Origin of the sequence: Nocardia sp. NPDC059236, assembly GCF_042754085.1 — a bacterium.
Taxonomy (GTDB): Bacteria; Actinomycetota; Actinomycetes; order Mycobacteriales; family Mycobacteriaceae; genus Nocardia.
The window spans coordinates 14,863-31,438 of record NZ_JBHZAF010000015.1 but is presented as its reverse complement, the minus strand read 5'-3'; the positions used below and the strand labels follow the sequence as shown (position 1 = coordinate 31,438).

Here is a 16,576-nt window from a genome sequence, read left to right as displayed (position 1 = left end):
TTCAGTGGTTCTGGGGGAAGCCGAGGTTCAGGCCGCCGTGGCTGGGATCGAGCCAGCGGGTGGTGACGGCCTTGGTGCGGGTGAAGAAGTGCACGCCGTCGGTGCCGTGCGCATGCGAATCGCCGAACAGGGAGTTCTTCCAGCCTCCGAAACTGTAGTAGGCCATGGGGACCGGAATGGGGACATTGATGCCGACCATGCCGATCTCGACCTCGTTGTGGAAGCGCCGGGCCGCACCGCCGTCATTGGTGAACAGGGCGGTGCCGTTGCCGTAGGGGTTGGCGTTGACCAGGGCCAGCGCCTCGTCGTAGCTGTCCACGCGGACCACCGACAGCACCGGGCCGAAGATCTCGTCGGTGTAGACGCTCATGTCGGTGGTGACGTGGTCGAGAATGGTGGGGCCCAGCCAGAATCCGTCGGCCGCGCCGTCGGCGGCCACCGCGCGGCCGTCGAGAACCACGGTGGCGCCGGAGGATTCGCCCGCCGCGATGTAGGACGCCACCTTGTCACGGTGCGCCTCGGTCACCAGCGGGCCCATATCGGTGCCGCGGGTGCCGTCGCCGGTGCGAATGGTCTTGGCGCGCTCGGTGATCCGCGCCACCAGGTCGTCGGCGATGTCGCCCACCGCCACCAGCGCGCTGATGGCCATGCAGCGTTCACCGGCCGAGCCGAAGCCCGCGTTCACGGCGGCGTCGGCGGCCAGGTCCAGATCCGCGTCGGGCAGCACCACCATGTGGTTCTTGGCCCCGCCGAGGGCCTGCACGCGTTTGCCGGCGGCGGTGCCGTGCTCGTAGACGTACTTGGCGATCGGGGTGGAGCCGACGAACGACACCGCCTTGATCGCGGGGTTCGCCAGCAGTTCGTCCACCGCCACCTTGTCGCCCTGGACCACATTGAAGACCCCGTCCGGCAGCCCGGCCTCGCGCCACAGCTCGGCCAGCCACAGCGACGGCGAGGGGTCCTTCTCGCTCGGCTTGAGCACCACGGTGTTGCCGGCCGCGATGGCGACGGGGAAGAACCACATGGGCACCATGGCCGGGAAGTTGAACGGCGAGATGATGGCCACCGGGCCCAGGGCTTGCCGCACGGAGAAGATGTCGACCTTGGTGGAGGCGTTCTCGGTGTAGCCGCCCTTGAGCAGATGCGGTATGCCGCAGGCGAATTCGACGACCTCGAGGCCGCGGGTGACCTCGCCCATCGCGTCGGCGAGCACCTTGCCGTGCTCGCTGGTGATGAGGGCCGCCAGCTCCTCCTTGCGCTCGTTGAGCAGTTCGCGGAAGCGGAACAGCACCTGGGTGCGCTTGGCCAGGGAGGCGTCGCGCCAGGCGGGGAACGCGGCCACGGCGGATTCGATCACGGTGCGGACGTCGGCCGCGGAGGCCAGGGCGACCTGTCCGGTCACCACGCCGGTCGCGGGATTGGTGACCGGTGCGGTCGCCGTGCTGGAACCGGTGAAGGACTTGCCGTCGAGCCAGTGTGCGATGGTCTGCATATCTCCTCGATTCCGTGAGTGTCCGTCCCTACTCTGCGCCATTACCCGCCGGTTGATTCCCGACGTTGTGTATCCATTTTCCAACTTCGTATTACGATTCGTCGGTGCTCCTCTCCGTTGCTGATGTGCTGGCCATGCCGGTCGTGCGGGCCGGGCAGCCGCAGGTCGTGGGCGGCGGTCCGCTGGATCGGCCGGTGCGGTGGGTGCATGTGAGCGAGCTGCCGGACGTGGCGAAACTACTGGTGGGACGGGAATTGATTCTCACCACCGGACAGGCGCTGGCCGGTAGCGACGCGGCCACCGTGGCCTACCTGCAATCGCTGGCCGCGGCCGGGGTGTCCGGGCTGGTCATCGAATTGGGTACCTACGTGCGGGAATTGTCGCCGGTGGTGGCCGAGACCGCCGACCGGGTGGGGTTGCCGACCGTGGCGCTGCACCGGGTGGTGCGGTTCGTGGAGGTCACCGAGGCGGTGCACCGGGTGATCGTGGCCGACCAGTACGCGGAGCTGGAATTCGCGCGCACGGTGCACGAGACGTTCACGGCGTTGAGCGTGCGGCGGGCGTCGCTGGCCGAAATCGTGAAAACCGCTGCCGGGATGCTGGACGCCTCGGTCGTGCTCGAGGACCTGGCGCATCGCGTGCTGGCCCTGACCGCGCGCCACACCGGCACCTCGGCCCTGCTCGAGCACTGGGAGACCACCTCCCGGCTGCTGCCCGACACCGACCCGAATGTGGTTCCCGTGGGCCCGCATACACAGCGCTGGGGCCGGCTCATCCTGCGCTCCAGCCGGGTGCCCACGGCCCGCGCGCGCATGGTGCTCGAACGCGCCGCGCAGACACTGACCCTGCACCGGATGATCGAGCGCGACCGCTTCGGGCTGCACCGGCAGGCCCAGACCGGGCTCATCGACGATATGGTCAACGGCCGTCTCACCGACGAGCGTGACGCCGTGGCGCTGGCGGCGGCGCTCGGGCTGGCCCGCCGCGCCCGCTATGTCCCGCTCGCGGTGGAGGTCGCGGCGGCGGCCGAAGCCGATCCGGTGGCGCAGCAACGCCGTACGGCCACACTGCTCGACGCGGCGCTGCACGGGGTGGCGCTGGCCAAGGCCACCGCGCTGGCCGCGCCCGACCACGGCAATCGGGTCACCATCGTGCTGGGTGTCTCCCGGAGCGGCGACCTGGACAGCGCGCTCACCGCGATCTGCTCGGCCATGCTCGCCGAGATCCGCCGCGTGGCGGGTGTGGAGCGCGCCGTCATCGGCGCCGGCGGTGAATCGGACTCCCTCCTCGACACCGCGCGTGAGCTGGCCCAGGCCGCGCACGTCGCCGAAGTCGCTCTCTCCCTGGACCCTTCGGTCCCGCGCCCGTTCTATCGCAGCGGCGACGTCCGCCTGCGCGGCCTGCTGTCGCTCATCCGCGACGAGCCGGGTGTCCAGCGCTTCGCCGAGACCGAGCTGAGCGCCCTGCTGCGCCACGACATCCGCAATGCCGCCGACCTCACCCGCACCCTGCGCCAATTCCTCGACCTGGCGGGCAACAAGACCGAACTCGCCAAACGCCTCAATATCAGCCGGCCCACCCTCTACGACCGCCTGTCGCGCATCGAACGCATCCTCGACGTCGATCTCGACAACGGCGAGACCCGCACCTCCCTCCACACCGCTTTGCTCATCCGAGACCTGGTCGCTGCCCCCGAACCCCGCTGACCGCCGCCCCGGCGAGATCCTCCGACGTGAATTCCGTGGTAGGGGGCTGGCCCGAGAAGCGCTGTGCGCCAGCGCATTCTCGAGGCGGTGATCCGGATCGCCGCCCGTCATCCAGGTATGTCGCCGGCCTGGCCTTCGAACCGGCGGTGCCTCCGACGTGGGTCGGTGGGCTCCGGGCAGAGCGCATCGGAATGACCGGGAGCGGTTGAGGTCCGTGCGTTGGGGGGCCAGGTCCGGCCCGGGCATACTGGCCGCGTGGAGTTCGGGATTCTGGGTCCGATCGAGGCGCGACGGGCCGATGGGGGCCCGTTTCCGATCGGGGGTCCGCAGGTGCGGGCCTTGCTGGCGGTGTTGGCGTTGGATGCCGGGCGGGTGGTCGGGCGGGAGCGGCTGATCGACGACCTGTACGGGTCGGAGCCACCGGGGGATGCGGGACATGCGTTGCAGTCGCAGGTGTCGCGGCTGCGGCGGGCGCTGCGCACTGGTGTGGGGGACGGCGAGTTCGTCGAGTCGGCCGGGGCGGGTTATCGATTGGCGGTCGACCCGGAGTCGGTGGATGCGCTCCGATTCGCGCGGCTGGCGGCGCAGGGGCGGAAAGCCTTGCGGGACCGGGATTCCGGCGCGGCGATGACGCTGCTGGATGAGGCGCTCGGATTGTGGCGCGGTCCGGCGCTGGCCGATGTGCGGGACGCACCCTTCGCCGAGAGTCAGGGTGCGCGGCTGGACGAGGCGCGGCTGGCCGCCGAGGAGGATCGGGCCGAGGCGGCGCTGGCGGTGGGGGATCCGCAGGCGGTGGTGGCGACACTCTCGGAATTGGTTGCGGCACATCCCCTCCGGGAGCGGGCACGTGCTCTGCTCATGCGCGCCCTGTACGCGGCCGGCCGTCAGGCCGAGGCGCTGGAAACCTTCGAAGCGGGACGGCGGCTGCTCGCCGACGAGCTCGGGGCCGATCCCTCGGCCGAGCTCATGGACGCCCACCTGGCGATCCTGCGCGCGGATGAGGTTGCGGCCGTGTCGAATCGGCGGCTGCCCACCCCTCTCACCAGTTTCGTCGGCCGGGAGGACGAACTCGCGCGGCTGGTGCCACTGGTCGCCCAGGCCCGCCTCGTCACCCTGATCGGCCCCGGCGGCACCGGGAAGACGCGCCTGGCGCTGGCGGCGGGCGGCCGGGTCCGCGGCGACGTCTGCTTCGTCGAATTGGCGCCGCTGGTGGACGGTGTGCAGGCGGCCCAGGCGATCGCGAGCGCCCTGGGCTGTCGCGACCTGTCGGCGCATGCGGCCCCCGCACCACGCGATTTCGAGTCGCAGCTGGTCGCCATGCTCGCCGACCGTCCGCTGCTGCTCATCCTCGACAATTGCGAGCACGTCGTCCTCGATATCGCCCGCCTCGCACACCGCCTGCTGGTCGCGTGCCCTGGCCTGCGGATTCTCGCCACCAGCCGCGAGGCGCTGCGGGTCACCGGCGAAACGCTGTTCCCCGTCCCCCAATTGCCCATGGCCCCACCGGATTCGCCGTTGGCCGACCAGCTGGCCGCTCCGGCGGTGCGCCTGTTCGCCGACCGGGCCGCCGCGGTCCGTCCCGGCTTCCTCCCGGACGCGGGCACCATCGACCTGGTCGCCCGCATCTGCCGCCGCCTCGACGGCCTCCCGCTCGCCATCGAGCTCGCCGCCGCCCGCCTGCGCACCCTCGACCTCCCCGAGATCGACGCCCGCCTCACCGACCGCTTCCGCCTGCTGGCCCGCGGCGACCGCACCGCCGAACCCCGCCACCAGACCCTGCAGGCCGTGGTGGCCTGGAGCTGGGAACTCCTCGACCCCGCCGAACAGCAACTGGCCCAGCGCTTCTCGGTCTTCGCGGGCGGCGCGACCACCGAGCAGGCCCGCCGGGTGTGCGACATCGACGATGTCGACGACCTCCTCGCCGACCTCACCGACAAATCCCTCCTGGACATCGCCGCCGGCCGCTACCGCATGCTCGAAACCATCCGCGAATTCGCCCGCACCCGCGCCATCGAATCCGGCGACCACGAGAAAACCCAACGCGCCCACGCCGAATACTTCGCCGACACAGCCGAAACCACGGACCCCCTACTACGCACCGACACCCAACTCCAACACCTGGCCCGCCTCACCACCGACCACGACAACCTCCAGTCCGCCCTGCACTGGTCCGCCACCGCCGACCCCGCCCTCGCCGCCCGCCTCATCGCCGCCCAAGCCTGGTACTGGTGGCTGACCGGCCACTCCGGCGACGGCCCCGCCCTCGCCAACCGCCTGCTACCCGAACTGAATTCGGCGGTACGTCGGCCGGCCGCCGCCGCCCGGCCTCACGATCAGCCGGTGCGCCGTGATGACGTTGGCGACCGCCGAGACGCAGACCTCCACGAGGCTACGACGCTGATCACTCCCACTGCGGCGCCCAGGTCGGATGCGCGCCCTCCAGGCGAGGAGCGGCGCGTGCCGTTCGTTGCGGAAACCGCTGCTGGGCATGATGCACCGGGAGTGGGGTCGAGCGTCGCCGCGGAGGCTCGCATATCCCGGCCCGAGTGGCTGGTTGCCGTGGATGCGGAGCAATACGCGCTGGTGGTGGCGGTGGCGGCGCGGGGACGGGATGATCTCGCGGCCGAGGTCGAGCGGGCGGCGGCGGGGGTTGCGGCGCAGGAGCATCCGATGCGGCAGCCGCATCTGATCTTTCTGCTCGCGCTCGCGGGTGGTTTGCTGCCCGGGGAGCCTGCGGAGTTGCGCCGGCTGTTCGGGGCGGATGACTGGTCGCAGGCGTTTCTGCGGCTGGGGGACGGGATGGCGTTGTTCATGTCCGGGCAGGTCGACGAATCCGAGCCGGAGTTCGCGGCGGCGCTGGCGGGGTTCCGGCGGATCGGGGACCGGTGGGCGATCGCGGCCGCATTGGACAAGCTGGCGGCCGTGGCCGAGCGGCGCGGCGATCGGGCCGCCTCGCTGGCTCTGATCGATGAGGCAATCGCGGTGAACACCGAATTGGGTTGGGCCGCGGACACTGCCGACCTCTTGACCCGTCGCGGCGATATCCACCTCGGTGGGGCGGCGGAGCGGGATGCCGAAGCGGCCCGCGCGGATTACGAACGGGCAGCGGAGCTGTCGCGGACCCACGGCGCGATCGACATGTACGCCGGTGCACTTCGCGGCCTGGGGGATATCGCTCGTGCCGAGGACCCGGCCGCAGCGCGGAACCTCTACCGGTCGGTGCTGGAGATCCCGGCCGGAGGTTCGATCGCCATCACCGAGGCGCACGAGCGAGCGCGGGAGGGTCTCGCACTGTTGAACGACGCCTGAAATCGCAGGTCAGGGTGCTGGTGAGGGCCGGTGAGCCGACGGTGAGGGGTTGGTGAGCGCCCCGGCCGAAGCTTTGTGACATGACCAGCACACAGCAGTTCGCCAACAAGACCGTCCTCATCTCCGGCGCCAGCGTCGCCGGCCCGGCCCTCGCCTTCTGGCTGAAGAAGTACGGCTTCACCGTCACCGTCGTGGAGCAGGCTCCGGCCCTGCGCGAGGGCGGGTACAAGGTCGATATCCGCGGCGTGGCAATGGAAGTCGTGGAGCGGATGGGGCTCACCGACGAGATCCGCAAGGCCTCCACCGATATGCGCGGCGGTGCGTGGGTGGACGCGACCGGCAAGGCGATCGCCACCCTCGGACCGGACCTGATCGGCATGCGTTCGCCCGGCGACGACGAGGTGCTGCGCGGCGACCTGGCGCGAATCCTGTTCGACGCCGGCAAGAGCGGCGTCGACTACCGGTTCGGCGACGCCATCACCGAGCTGATCGAGCACGCGGACGGCGTCGAGGTGCACTTCCGCCACGCGGCTCCCCAGGTGTTCGACCTGGTGATCGGCGCGGACGGCATGCATTCCACGGTGCGCCGCAGCGTCTTCGGCGCGGAGGAGCAGTTCGCCCGGCACACCGGTATGGCCGCCTGTGTCATCTCGGTGCCGAACTACCTGGACCTCGACCACTGGGAGCTCATCCACGCCGCCCCCGGCAAGGTCGTGCAGGTGTACAGCACGCAGCGCTCGGCGGCCAAGGCGCAGTTCATCTTTCCCGCTCCCGAGCAGCTGCCGGACCGCCGCGACACCGCCGCACAGCAGCGGCTGGTGGCCGAGGTCTTCGCCGGCGGCGGCTGGGAGACCTCGACCCTGCTCGACGCCATGCCGGACTCGCCGGACTTCTATTTCGACACGGTGAGCCAGATCCACCTGGAGCGCTGGACCTCGGGCCGCGTCGCGCTGGTCGGCGACGCCGCCTACTGCCCGTCCCCGCTGTCCGGGCAGGGCACCAGCATGGCCCTGGTCGGCGCGTACGTACTGGCCGGTGAGCTGCGCGCCGCCGCCGGCGACCACCGCGTCGCCTTCGCCGCCTACCAGGAGCGCATGCGTGAGTACGTCGACGAGAACCTGACCCTCGGCTGGAACAACGCCACCCAGATGGTCGCCGGCGACGCCCGTGCCCTGCGCATGCAGATGACCATGATGCGCATGCTGCGCTGGATGCCGTGGAAGGGCATGGCCCTGCGCCCGATCATGAAGCCGATCGAGAAGGCCGCCAATGCCATTCGACTCGAGCGGTACTGACCGGGGCGCGGTGTCGGCATCAAAGGGGGCGCGGTGTCGTCATCGAGTCTGATCCGGGACGGTCAGGGTTCATTCTCCGGGTGGATCCCTGATGCGGGCCGATCCCGTTTGATGGTTATCTCGAACTGGAAGGGAGTCCGACGTGACCATCGCCGTGTACACCACCTGGGCGTGGATGGCATTCGAGATCGCGCTGCGAGTGCGGGATCGCATGCGCGGCACCGGCTCCACCGCCGGGGACGGCCACACCAGGCTCCTCATCTTCGTGCTCGTGGCCGCCGCCATGACGGTCGCCAGCTTCGCCGGAATCCTCCTCCCGGCCGACAGCCCGCTGCGTTTTCCCGGACCGGTCCTGCCGTGGCAGATCCTCGGCGTCGCTCTCATGTGGCTGGGCCTGGTCGTGCGAGCCTGGGCGATCGCGGTGCTGGGCAAGCACTTTCGCACCACCGTCGAGGTGGACCAGGACCAGCCGGTCATCAGCACCGGCCCGTACCGCTGGATCCGGCACCCCTCCTACACCGGCATCCTGCTGCTGACGCTGGGTTTCGGCCTGGCCGCCGGCAACTACGTGTCCCTGCTGCTCACCACCGTGGTCCCGGTCTACGCGTTCCTGCGCCGGATCACGCTCGAGGAGAAGACGCTGGTGGCGACCCTGGGCGCGTCCTACGAGACCTACCGGCACACGACCAAGCGCCTGGTCCCCGGCGTCTGGTGACCTCAGGCGGGGTCGGCGCCCATCGGGTTCGGGTAGGGAACCTCGCCGCTGCGGACCACGGCGCGGGCGGCGGGGGTGAGGGCGGACAGCATTTCGAGGATGCCCGGGACGCCGCGGTAGGCGGTCATGGCCAGGGCATCGGTGCGGGCCTCGACGTGTGCGCGCAGGGCGCTGCCGGCCTCGGTGATGCCCTCGGCGTTCAGCAGGCCGCGCTCGGTGAGCCGCTCTCGCGCTGCCTTCCAATCGGTTTCGCTCCAGCCGCGATTGTCGCGCCACAACTGCGCGGGGGTGCCGGTGGACGCCGAGAACAGTACGTGCGCCTCGCAGCCATCGATGCCCTCACTCAGCAGGCATGCCACATGGCCGTCACCGCGGTGTTCGCGCAGCGCCGTGACCGCCTGCCAGAGCGCGTGGACGGAGTCGTCCGGGGTGGGCAGGTCGCGATTGGCGGCGAAGAGCGGGCGGCCCGCCGCCGGCGCAGTGGCAATGGCCTGCTGCAGGCGCGGGACGGCGCGGGCGGCGATGTCGGCGATATCGGGCACGACGGTGCGCAGGACCGCGGCCGCGGCGATGGTGCGGGTGGCGATGATCGCATCCGGTGCGGCGAAACCCCAGGCGTCCGGAATGGCCCGCCGGACCATGGCCGGATGGAAGTTGTAGAAGGTCGCCTCCACGACCGAGGGTCCGACCGCGCCGAGCGGGGCGGAGCGCGACGCGAAGTAGCCCATCCAGAAGCCGCGCAGGCCAACGGCTTTGTTGGCGGCGATGCAGTCGGCGGCGAAATAGGTGACGGCGTGCAAGGGCTCCAGCACGCGCCACACCTCACGGGCGAGGTCGTTTTCCATGTACCCACCCTAGTAGCTGAGTTCAGTTAACTGAAGCCAGATTGGTGACGCGATCCGCTGCGGTGTGCGAATCGAAATGGCTGTGCGCCATACGATCCGTAAAGCATCGGAACGTGTTTCCGGCTGACTGTAAGAATAGTGACCTGAGTCACTCCTTTGGTTTCTGCTGGTAACTCCGTTTCATATCCAGGCAACATTCCAGCCCGAACATTCCTCGCAGGTCAGTCGACCAAGATTGAGGAGCTTCACCATGGAATCGAGTGCACCAGTCGTACTTTCCGGGCGATCGGACACATCCGCAGCGGGGGTGTCGCGGCTCAAACCCAATGTGGTCGGTCTGCTCGGCGTGGTGTTCATGGCCGTCGCGACGGCCGCGCCCATCACCGCCATGACCGGCAATGTGCCGTTCATGATGTCGGCCGGCAGCGGAATCGGCACGCCCGCGGCGTTTTTGATCGCCATGGTGGTGCTGGCCATCTTCACCGTCGGCTACACCACCATGGCCAAGCACATCACCACCACCGGCGCGTTCTACGGTTTCATCTCCTACGGACTGGGCCGCACCGCGGGCCTGTCGGCCGGGCTGCTGGCCACCTTCGCCTACATGGTGTTCGAGCCGTCGCTGATCGGCATCTTCTCGAGCTTCGCGCACAACACCGTCTCCGATCAGGTGGGCGTGAACATTCCGTGGTGGGTGTTCGCCATCCTGATGCTGGTGATCAACGGCCTGGGTACCTGGTTCGGCGTCGCCGTGGCCGAGCGGCTGCTCATCGTGCTGCTGGTCACCGAGGTGACCGTGCTGACGGTCATGGGCCTGTCGGTGCTGCTGCACGGCGGCGGGCCGGACGGGTTGTCGCTGGCCCCGATCAATCCGGTCAACGCCTTCCACGGCGCGTCCGCGGGTCTGGGACTGTTCTTCGCCTTCTGGTCGTGGGTCGGGTTCGAATCCACCGCCATCTACGGTGAGGAATCCAAGGATCCGAAGCGAATCATCCCGCGCGCCACCATGATCGCCGTCCTCGGTGTCGGCGTGTTCTACCTGTTCATCTCCTGGATGACCATCTCCGGCAACGGGCAGGGCAGGGCCATGGAACTGGCCGCCTCCGACAATCCGATGAATCTCTTCTTCGCGCCCACCGAACGCTATGTCGGGCACTGGGCCGTGGACGCCATGCAGTGGCTCATGGTCACCGGTTCGCTGGCCTGCGGCATGGCCTTCCACAACTGCGCCTCCCGCTACCTCTACGCGCTCGGCCGCGAGGACGTGATTCCGGCGTGGAAGCGGACGATCGGAAAGACCCACCCGCAGAACGGATCCCCGTACATCGCCGGTCTGGTGCAGACCGTCTTCTCGGCCGTGCTGGTGCTGGCCTTCGGCCTCGCGGGCAAGGACCCCTACGCGAGCCTCTACACGCTGATGGCGGTGCTCGGCACCATGGCGATCCTGATCGTGCAGGCCGTGTGCTCGTTCGCGGTCATCGCCTACTTCCGGAACCACCACCCCGAAACCCGGCACTGGTTCCGGACTCTGGTGGCCCCGCTGGTGGGCGGCGTGGCCATGATCGGCGTGGTGCTGCTGCTGGTCCTCAATATGGACACCGCGGCCGGAAGCGAGGCCGGGTCGCTGATTCTGAAGGCGACACCGTACCTGGTGGCCGCGGTGGCCATCGCAGGTATCGGCTACGCCTTGTACCTCCGGCGCACCGACCCCGGCCGCTACGCGCTGCTGGGCCGGACCGTGCTGGAAGAATCCCACGAGCGCTGAGAGGCGGAAAGTCATGACCGACACCGAGATCCGTCCCGCATATGGCGACCGCGTGATAGCCGTCGAGCCCGGCGGCGACGACTATATCCCTGATGACGCCCGCCACGGTACGCCGCGAAAACTGTTCTGGACGTGGATGTCTCCCAATATGGAGTTCGCCACCGTCTTCGTGGGCGTGCTCGCCGTCACCGCGTACGGCATGAACTTCTGGCAGGCGAGCCTGGGCATCGTCGTGGGTACCGGGCTGGGCGCGGCCGCCCACTACCTGCTGTCGGCGCGCGGGCCCCTGCACGGTGTCCCGCAAATGGTGCTGGGGCGCTTGGCCTTCGGCTATCGCGGCAACGCCCTGCCCGCCGCGTTCATGTCGGTCATGTGCGGGGTCGGTTGGTTTGCCACCAACTCCGTGAGCGGTGCGTTCGCGCTGAATTCCCTGACCGGCATGCCGAAACTGACCGCGCTGCTGGTGATCGTGGTGGTGCAGACCGCCTTCGCCTTCTTCGGCCACAACCTGGTACAGGCGGTGGAACGCATCGCCTTCCCGCTGCTGGCCATTGTGTTCGCCATCGTCACCGTGGTGATCTTCAGCAAAGCCTCGTTGGGCGCGCCCGCACCGGCCGGGGGCGTGGGCGGCATGGGCGGATTCCTGCTCACCGTCGGCACCGCCTTCGGTTACGGCGCGGGCTGGAATCCCTACGCGGCGGACTACTCCCGCTATCTGCCCGCGACGGTGTCACGGGTCGCGACCGGTGCGTACGCCTCGGCGGGCCTCTTCATCTCCTGTGTCTGGCTGGAGGCGGTCGGTGCGGCCTCGGCGACCGTGGCGAGCGTCGCGCAGGGCAGCCCGACCGATGTGTTCACCGCCAACCTGCCGAAGCTGCTGGCGGACCTGACCCTGCTGGCCATCGCGGTGGGCGCGGTGGCCGCCAATGCGCTCAATGTCTACTCGGGCGCAATGGCTTTCGTGACCATGGGCTTCACGTTCTCGGTGCGCACGCAGCGGGCGCTGGTGTCGGCGGCCTTCGGCCTGATCGGGTTCCTGGTCGCCTGGTGGGCGCTGCCGGACGCGGCGGCCAGCTACGAGGGCTTCCTGCTCATCGTCGCGTACTGGATCGGACCGTGGCTGGGTGTGGTGTTCGCCGACGAGTATCTGCGTCGTGGTCAGCGCATCGACCATCTGCTCTACGACCGCGACCACCGCAACTGGGCCGGCGTGGCGTCGTTCCTGGCCGGGCTGGTGGTGTCGGTGCTGCTGTTCTCCAATCAGGAGAAGTTCGTCGGCTTCGCCGCCAAGGCGGTGCCGCAGCTGGGCGACATCACCTTCTTCGTCGGCTTCGTGCTCTCCGGCGCGGCCTATCTGATCGTCAACCGATCCCGGATCGCAGGCGCCGCGGTGGCAGCATGATCGGCATGATCAACGCACAGGATCTGCTGGTCACCGCCTACGAAGAGGCGCAACTCGGGCTACTGGAAGGCGGGATTCCCATCGGGGCGGCCCTGTTCGACAGCGCCGGCAACCTGCTCGGCCGCGGCCACAACCGCCGCGTCCAGAACGACGACCCCAGCGTGCACGCCGAGACCGACGCCTTCCGCAATGCCGGCCGCCGCCGCGACTACCGCGACACCATCATGGTCACCACCCTGTCCCCGTGCTGGTATTGCAGCGGCCTGGTCCGCCAGTTCGGCATCGGCGCGGTCATCGTGGGGGAATCGCGCACCTTCACCGGCGGCCACGAGTGGCTTGCCGCTCACGGGGTTTCCATCACTGTGCTCGACGACCCGGCCTGCGTGGACATGATGACCCGCTTCATCGCGGAACGGCCCGAACTCTGGAACGAGGACATAGGAGTGGCGGAATGACCCCTATCGCGACCGTCGACCTGGACCGCTGGCGCGCAGGCGGCGAGACCGCGGCCACGGTGCTGCGCGAGGTGGACGCGGGCATGCAGCGCGCCGGATTCCTCCTGGTGCGCGGACACGGTGTGCCGCAAGGACTTCCGGCCGACCTGCGGGCGGCGGCCCGGCGCTTCTTCGCACTCCCGCCCGAGATCAAACAGCGGTATGCGGTCTCCGTCGGCGGGCGCGGCTGGATCGGTCCCGGCCTCGAGGCCAACGGCTACGCCGAGGGCACCGAGACCCCGCCGGACCTCAAGGAGACCTTCGCGATCGGCGCGGACACCCGTATCGGCGACGCCCTGATCGACACCGTGTGGTTCCTCGACAACGTCTGGCCCGAGGAGGTGGGCGAGCTGCGCGAGCTGTTCCTCGCCTACACCGCGGCCATGCGCACCCTCTCCGACGAACTGCTCGCGCTCTTCGCCGCCGCACTCGACCTGCCGCACAACCCCTTCGAGGGCCTGGCCAGCCGTCCGACCTGGACCTGCAATATCAACCGCTACCCGCCGCTGGCCGAGGTCGGCCCGCCCGAACCCGGCCAGTTCCGGATCGGTCCGCACACCGATTTCGGCACCGTCACCGTCCTCGACCGCGAACCCGGTGCGGGCGGATTGCAGGTCTACACCGAGGACGGCGGCTGGGCGGACGCGCCCTACGACCCGTCCGCCCTGACCGTGAACATCGGTGATCTGCTGGCCTATTGGAGCGGCCAGCGCTGGCCCGCGGGCCGCCACCGGGTACTCCCGCCCCAGGCGTCCGCACCCGACGAGGACCTGGTGTCGCTCATCTACTTCTACGAACTCGACCACGACGCCCGGGTGATACCCCTCGAGCCGCCCATCGGCCGGGTCTCCGGCCTGACGCCGGTCGTCTCCGCCGAGTTCCTGCGCACCCGCCTCGACGCCATCACCCTCGGCTGAGACCACCCGGCGAGCTCCCACGGCCGTCGCGTGCCGGCGGCCGTGGGAGCGACCTGGACCCGCCCACCCGGTGACCGCCGGCGGATCTCGCGGGAACATTGCCCGCCGCGGCCGCGTTACCAGCGGGCATGACGACGCTCGGACGCCGGCGGATCTCGCGGGAACATTGCCCGCCGCGGCCGCGTTACCAGCGGGCATGACGACGCTCGGATTGATCGGAAGCGGAAATATCGGCGGCACCCTGGCCCGGCTGGCCGTGGCCGCGGGAATCGATGTGGTGCTGAGCAATTCACGAGGGCCGGAGAGCCTGGCGGAGCTGGTGGCCGAACTGGGGGAACGGGCCCGTGCCGCGACCCCGGCCGAGGCGGCCGCCGCGGGAGACATCGTGGTGGTGACGGTACCGCTCAAGGCGTATCAGCAGGTACCGGCCGATCCGCTGGTCGGCAAGGTGGTCATCGACACCAACAACTACTATCCCGGCCGCGACGGCGAATTCGCCGATCTGGACGCGGGTGTGGCCACCAGTTCCGAACTGCTGCAACGGCATCTGCCGCGCTCACGGGTCGTGAAGGCGTTCAACAACATCCTGTTCAAGCATCTGGCCGTGCTGGCCCGCCCCGCCGGGGCAGCCGATCGCACCGCGCTGCCCATCGCCGGTGACGATACCGCGGCGAAAACCGCTGCGGCGGAACTGATCAGCAGGCTCGGCTACGACACCGTCGATATCGGCTCGCTCGCCGACAGCTGGCGCACGCAACCCGAAACCCCCGTCTACGGCACGCCCTACGCCGTCGCCGCGCCGTTCTGGGAGAACGAGGCGGCCCCGGCCGATGCGGAGACGGTGCGCAAGGCGGTCGAAGCCGCCGAACGCTGAAGCCCCCGAAAGGGGCTCCAGCGCAAGGACTCCGGGGCCGGCCGACCATGTCAGGGCGGTCGTCCGGCCCCGGTGGGTCAGTCGTTGCAGATGGCCGTGCGCACCAGGTAGGAGTCGGAGTACCACTTGGCGGAGTTCTCGGCGTCGTCCGGCGTCGCGCCGTAGCCGCCGGTGTACTTGTTCATCGAATCCGAGAAGGCCACCGCGCCGCAGCCGGTGAAGGTGGTGACGGTCGAGCAGCTCGCCTTGGCGCACTTGTCGATGGCGGCCTGGCTCGCCGAGCCCTCGGTGTCGTAGTTCCAGGACCAGCCCAGGTCGCCGTTGTCGGACACCGCGATCGCGCCCCAGGAGCCGGAGGCGGCCTGGGCCGGGGCCGCCGGCAGCACTGCGGCGGCGGTGGCGAAGGCGAGGCCGGACAGGGCGAACAGAGTCTTGCGCATGTTGTTCCTTGCGTTGATCGAACTGGCGCGCGCATCCCGGTGGGGTGGGATGCGCGCGCCGCTGTCGAGTCAAGATCGGCGGGCTTCGAAGACGCGTTAACCGGCAAGTGGTTGGGGCACAGCGTGTCCGGGGTCACGTGGACGGCGGAATCGCACTTCTGGATCGATGGCTGATCGTGCCGGTGGGGATTGGGCTGCGCGGTGGAACCGGCTCTCAGGCGGCCGTTCGGTGTCCCGGCGCCCGGGCGGGGTTTCTTCGCCGGCAAAGTCCGATGTGCGAACGGAGCCCCTTGCGGAGGACCCCTCCTGAGCGGGTTAATTGGTGTTCGAGCATTCCGCCCCCCGCCGGGTCGACCTGCCCAGCGGTCCGAGCGCAATCGAGTGCACTCGGCGAGGTCGTCCGGTACCACTACAGCGGAGGTTGCCATGACCAAGAAATCGAGTGCACTGACAACAGCCCTAGCGATTGCATCCGTCATCGCCGCTGGTGCGGGCGTAGCCACAGCCGAACCGGCAGCTGCCCCCGTGGTGGAGCAACGGTCCGAAGCCATGGCCGGCTATTCCGCTCTACCCTGCTTACCCTGGATCCTTCCGCCCGCCGTCAACGTCGGAGCGTTCTTGATCTGTCTTGTGTAATGCCCTACTCGGCGCTGCGACTGATGAAGTCGAAGGATCCGCCGTCGATGCCCCAGGAGATGATCCGTTCGGGGTGAATTCGGATGACCGCGCGTTCCTGGGGCTGGAACGGTGGCTCCTCGTCATCGAGCGCCTCGGCCGTGCCGCGTACCTCGATGCCGCGAATCACGTATGGCTCCAATGAAACCTGTTGGTCGATCACGAACGACACCCGGCTGCCCGCCTCGACATTGCGGTACTTTCGACTGGCACGCATCCGCATGCCCCCGATGTCGATCGTGCCGTCGGCGTTCACCCGATAGCTGGTCGGGTTGTTCTGCACAACGCCGTCGGGCGACACCGTCGCCAGCCGACCGATCCCGGCCTCCGCGAGGAACTGCTGTTCGTTGCTGGTGAAGGTCATTTCAGTTACTCCTCAGTGAATTCGATATCAGATATGCCCCGGCGATCAGCCGGAAGTTGTTGGGTGCGGGAAGCGCAAGCTGTCGCCTGCCGCGTCCCGCGCGCACAGCCCGGCAATGAACCGGTGATGATGAGCATTTCAGTCTCCCCTTGCTGAAGGCTAGCAGGGCTAGAAACTGGAGCAACGGTAACACCCACTCCAACAGCTTGTCTAGCGTTGCTAGATTTCAGATCGCCACTGCGGGATCGCGCTCGGATCAACAAGCTGCACAAGCCCGTTCCGG

The 16,576-nt window shown here is 69.0% G+C and carries 13 protein-coding genes; 9 read left to right on the top strand and 4 right to left on the bottom strand.

Annotated features, from left to right (window positions below; translation table 11 throughout):
• Nucleotide 1: 1 nt before the first annotated feature.
• Entirely contained in the window at nt 2-1,492 is a 1,491-nt protein-coding gene (locus ACFXIV_RS32370) for a CoA-acylating methylmalonate-semialdehyde dehydrogenase (protein WP_379402494.1), read from the bottom strand.
• A gap of 134 nt (nt 1,493-1,626) precedes the next feature.
• Here ACFXIV_RS32370 and ACFXIV_RS32365 point away from each other — a divergent pair, with 134 nt between their 5' ends.
• From ACFXIV_RS32365 to ACFXIV_RS32350, 4 genes are all read left to right on the top strand, one after another.
• The gene (locus tag ACFXIV_RS32365; protein WP_379402523.1) at nt 1,627-3,198 is read left to right on the top strand and encodes a PucR family transcriptional regulator; all 1,572 of its coding nucleotides are present in this window, start codon (nt 1,627-1,629) and stop codon (nt 3,196-3,198) included.
• A 255-nt stretch (nt 3,199-3,453) separates the two neighbouring features.
• Complete coding sequence (locus ACFXIV_RS32360; protein WP_379402495.1) at nt 3,454-6,507, top strand: BTAD domain-containing putative transcriptional regulator; 3,054 nt, start codon at nt 3,454-3,456, stop codon at nt 6,505-6,507.
• A gap of 80 nt (nt 6,508-6,587) precedes the next feature.
• A complete protein-coding gene (locus ACFXIV_RS32355; protein ID WP_379402496.1) occupies nt 6,588-7,802 on the top strand; it encodes an FAD-dependent monooxygenase in 1,215 nt (404 codons plus the stop codon).
• Nucleotides 7,803-7,944: 142 nt separating this feature from the next.
• Nucleotides 7,945-8,517, top strand: coding sequence for a methyltransferase family protein (locus tag ACFXIV_RS32350; protein ID WP_379402497.1), 573 nt, complete (start codon nt 7,945-7,947; stop codon nt 8,515-8,517).
• 2 nt (nt 8,518-8,519) lie between these two features.
• Here ACFXIV_RS32350 and ACFXIV_RS32345 read toward each other — a convergent pair whose 3' ends face one another.
• Nucleotides 8,520-9,362: a hypothetical protein gene (locus ACFXIV_RS32345; RefSeq protein ID WP_379402498.1), complete on the bottom strand. Its 843-nt coding sequence runs from the start codon at nt 9,360-9,362 to the stop codon at nt 8,520-8,522.
• A gap of 250 nt (nt 9,363-9,612) precedes the next feature.
• Between ACFXIV_RS32345 and ACFXIV_RS32340 the strand changes: the two genes are divergently transcribed.
• From ACFXIV_RS32340 to ACFXIV_RS32320, 5 genes are all read left to right on the top strand, one after another.
• On the top strand, nt 9,613-11,127 hold the full coding sequence (locus tag ACFXIV_RS32340; RefSeq protein WP_379402499.1) for an APC family permease: 1,515 nt from the start codon (nt 9,613-9,615) through the stop codon (nt 11,125-11,127).
• A gap of 13 nt (nt 11,128-11,140) precedes the next feature.
• Nucleotides 11,141-12,529: a purine-cytosine permease family protein gene (locus ACFXIV_RS32335; RefSeq protein ID WP_379402500.1), complete on the top strand. Its 1,389-nt coding sequence runs from the start codon at nt 11,141-11,143 to the stop codon at nt 12,527-12,529.
• A 5-nt stretch (nt 12,530-12,534) separates the two neighbouring features.
• The gene (locus tag ACFXIV_RS32330) at nt 12,535-12,984 is read left to right on the top strand and encodes a nucleoside deaminase (protein WP_379402501.1); all 450 of its coding nucleotides are present in this window, start codon (nt 12,535-12,537) and stop codon (nt 12,982-12,984) included.
• A complete protein-coding gene (locus tag ACFXIV_RS32325; protein ID WP_379402502.1) occupies nt 12,981-13,940 on the top strand; it encodes an isopenicillin N synthase family dioxygenase in 960 nt (319 codons plus the stop codon). The genes ACFXIV_RS32330 and ACFXIV_RS32325 overlap by 4 nt, the downstream gene beginning before the upstream one ends.
• Before the next feature lie 196 nt (nt 13,941-14,136).
• Entirely contained in the window at nt 14,137-14,814 is a 678-nt protein-coding gene (locus ACFXIV_RS32320) for an NAD(P)-binding domain-containing protein (protein ID WP_364624018.1), read from the top strand.
• Between the two features lie 77 nt (nt 14,815-14,891).
• Here the strand turns inward: ACFXIV_RS32320 and ACFXIV_RS32315 are convergent, their stop codons facing one another.
• Together ACFXIV_RS32315 and ACFXIV_RS32310 are read right to left on the bottom strand one after the other, a co-directional pair.
• Nucleotides 14,892-15,254, bottom strand: coding sequence for a DUF4189 domain-containing protein (locus ACFXIV_RS32315; protein WP_379402503.1), 363 nt, complete (start codon nt 15,252-15,254; stop codon nt 14,892-14,894).
• Nucleotides 15,255-15,894: 640 nt separating this feature from the next.
• Nucleotides 15,895-16,293, bottom strand: coding sequence for a PPOX class F420-dependent oxidoreductase (locus tag ACFXIV_RS32310; RefSeq protein WP_379402504.1), 399 nt, complete (start codon nt 16,291-16,293; stop codon nt 15,895-15,897).
• Nucleotides 16,294-16,576 lie beyond the last annotated feature (283 nt).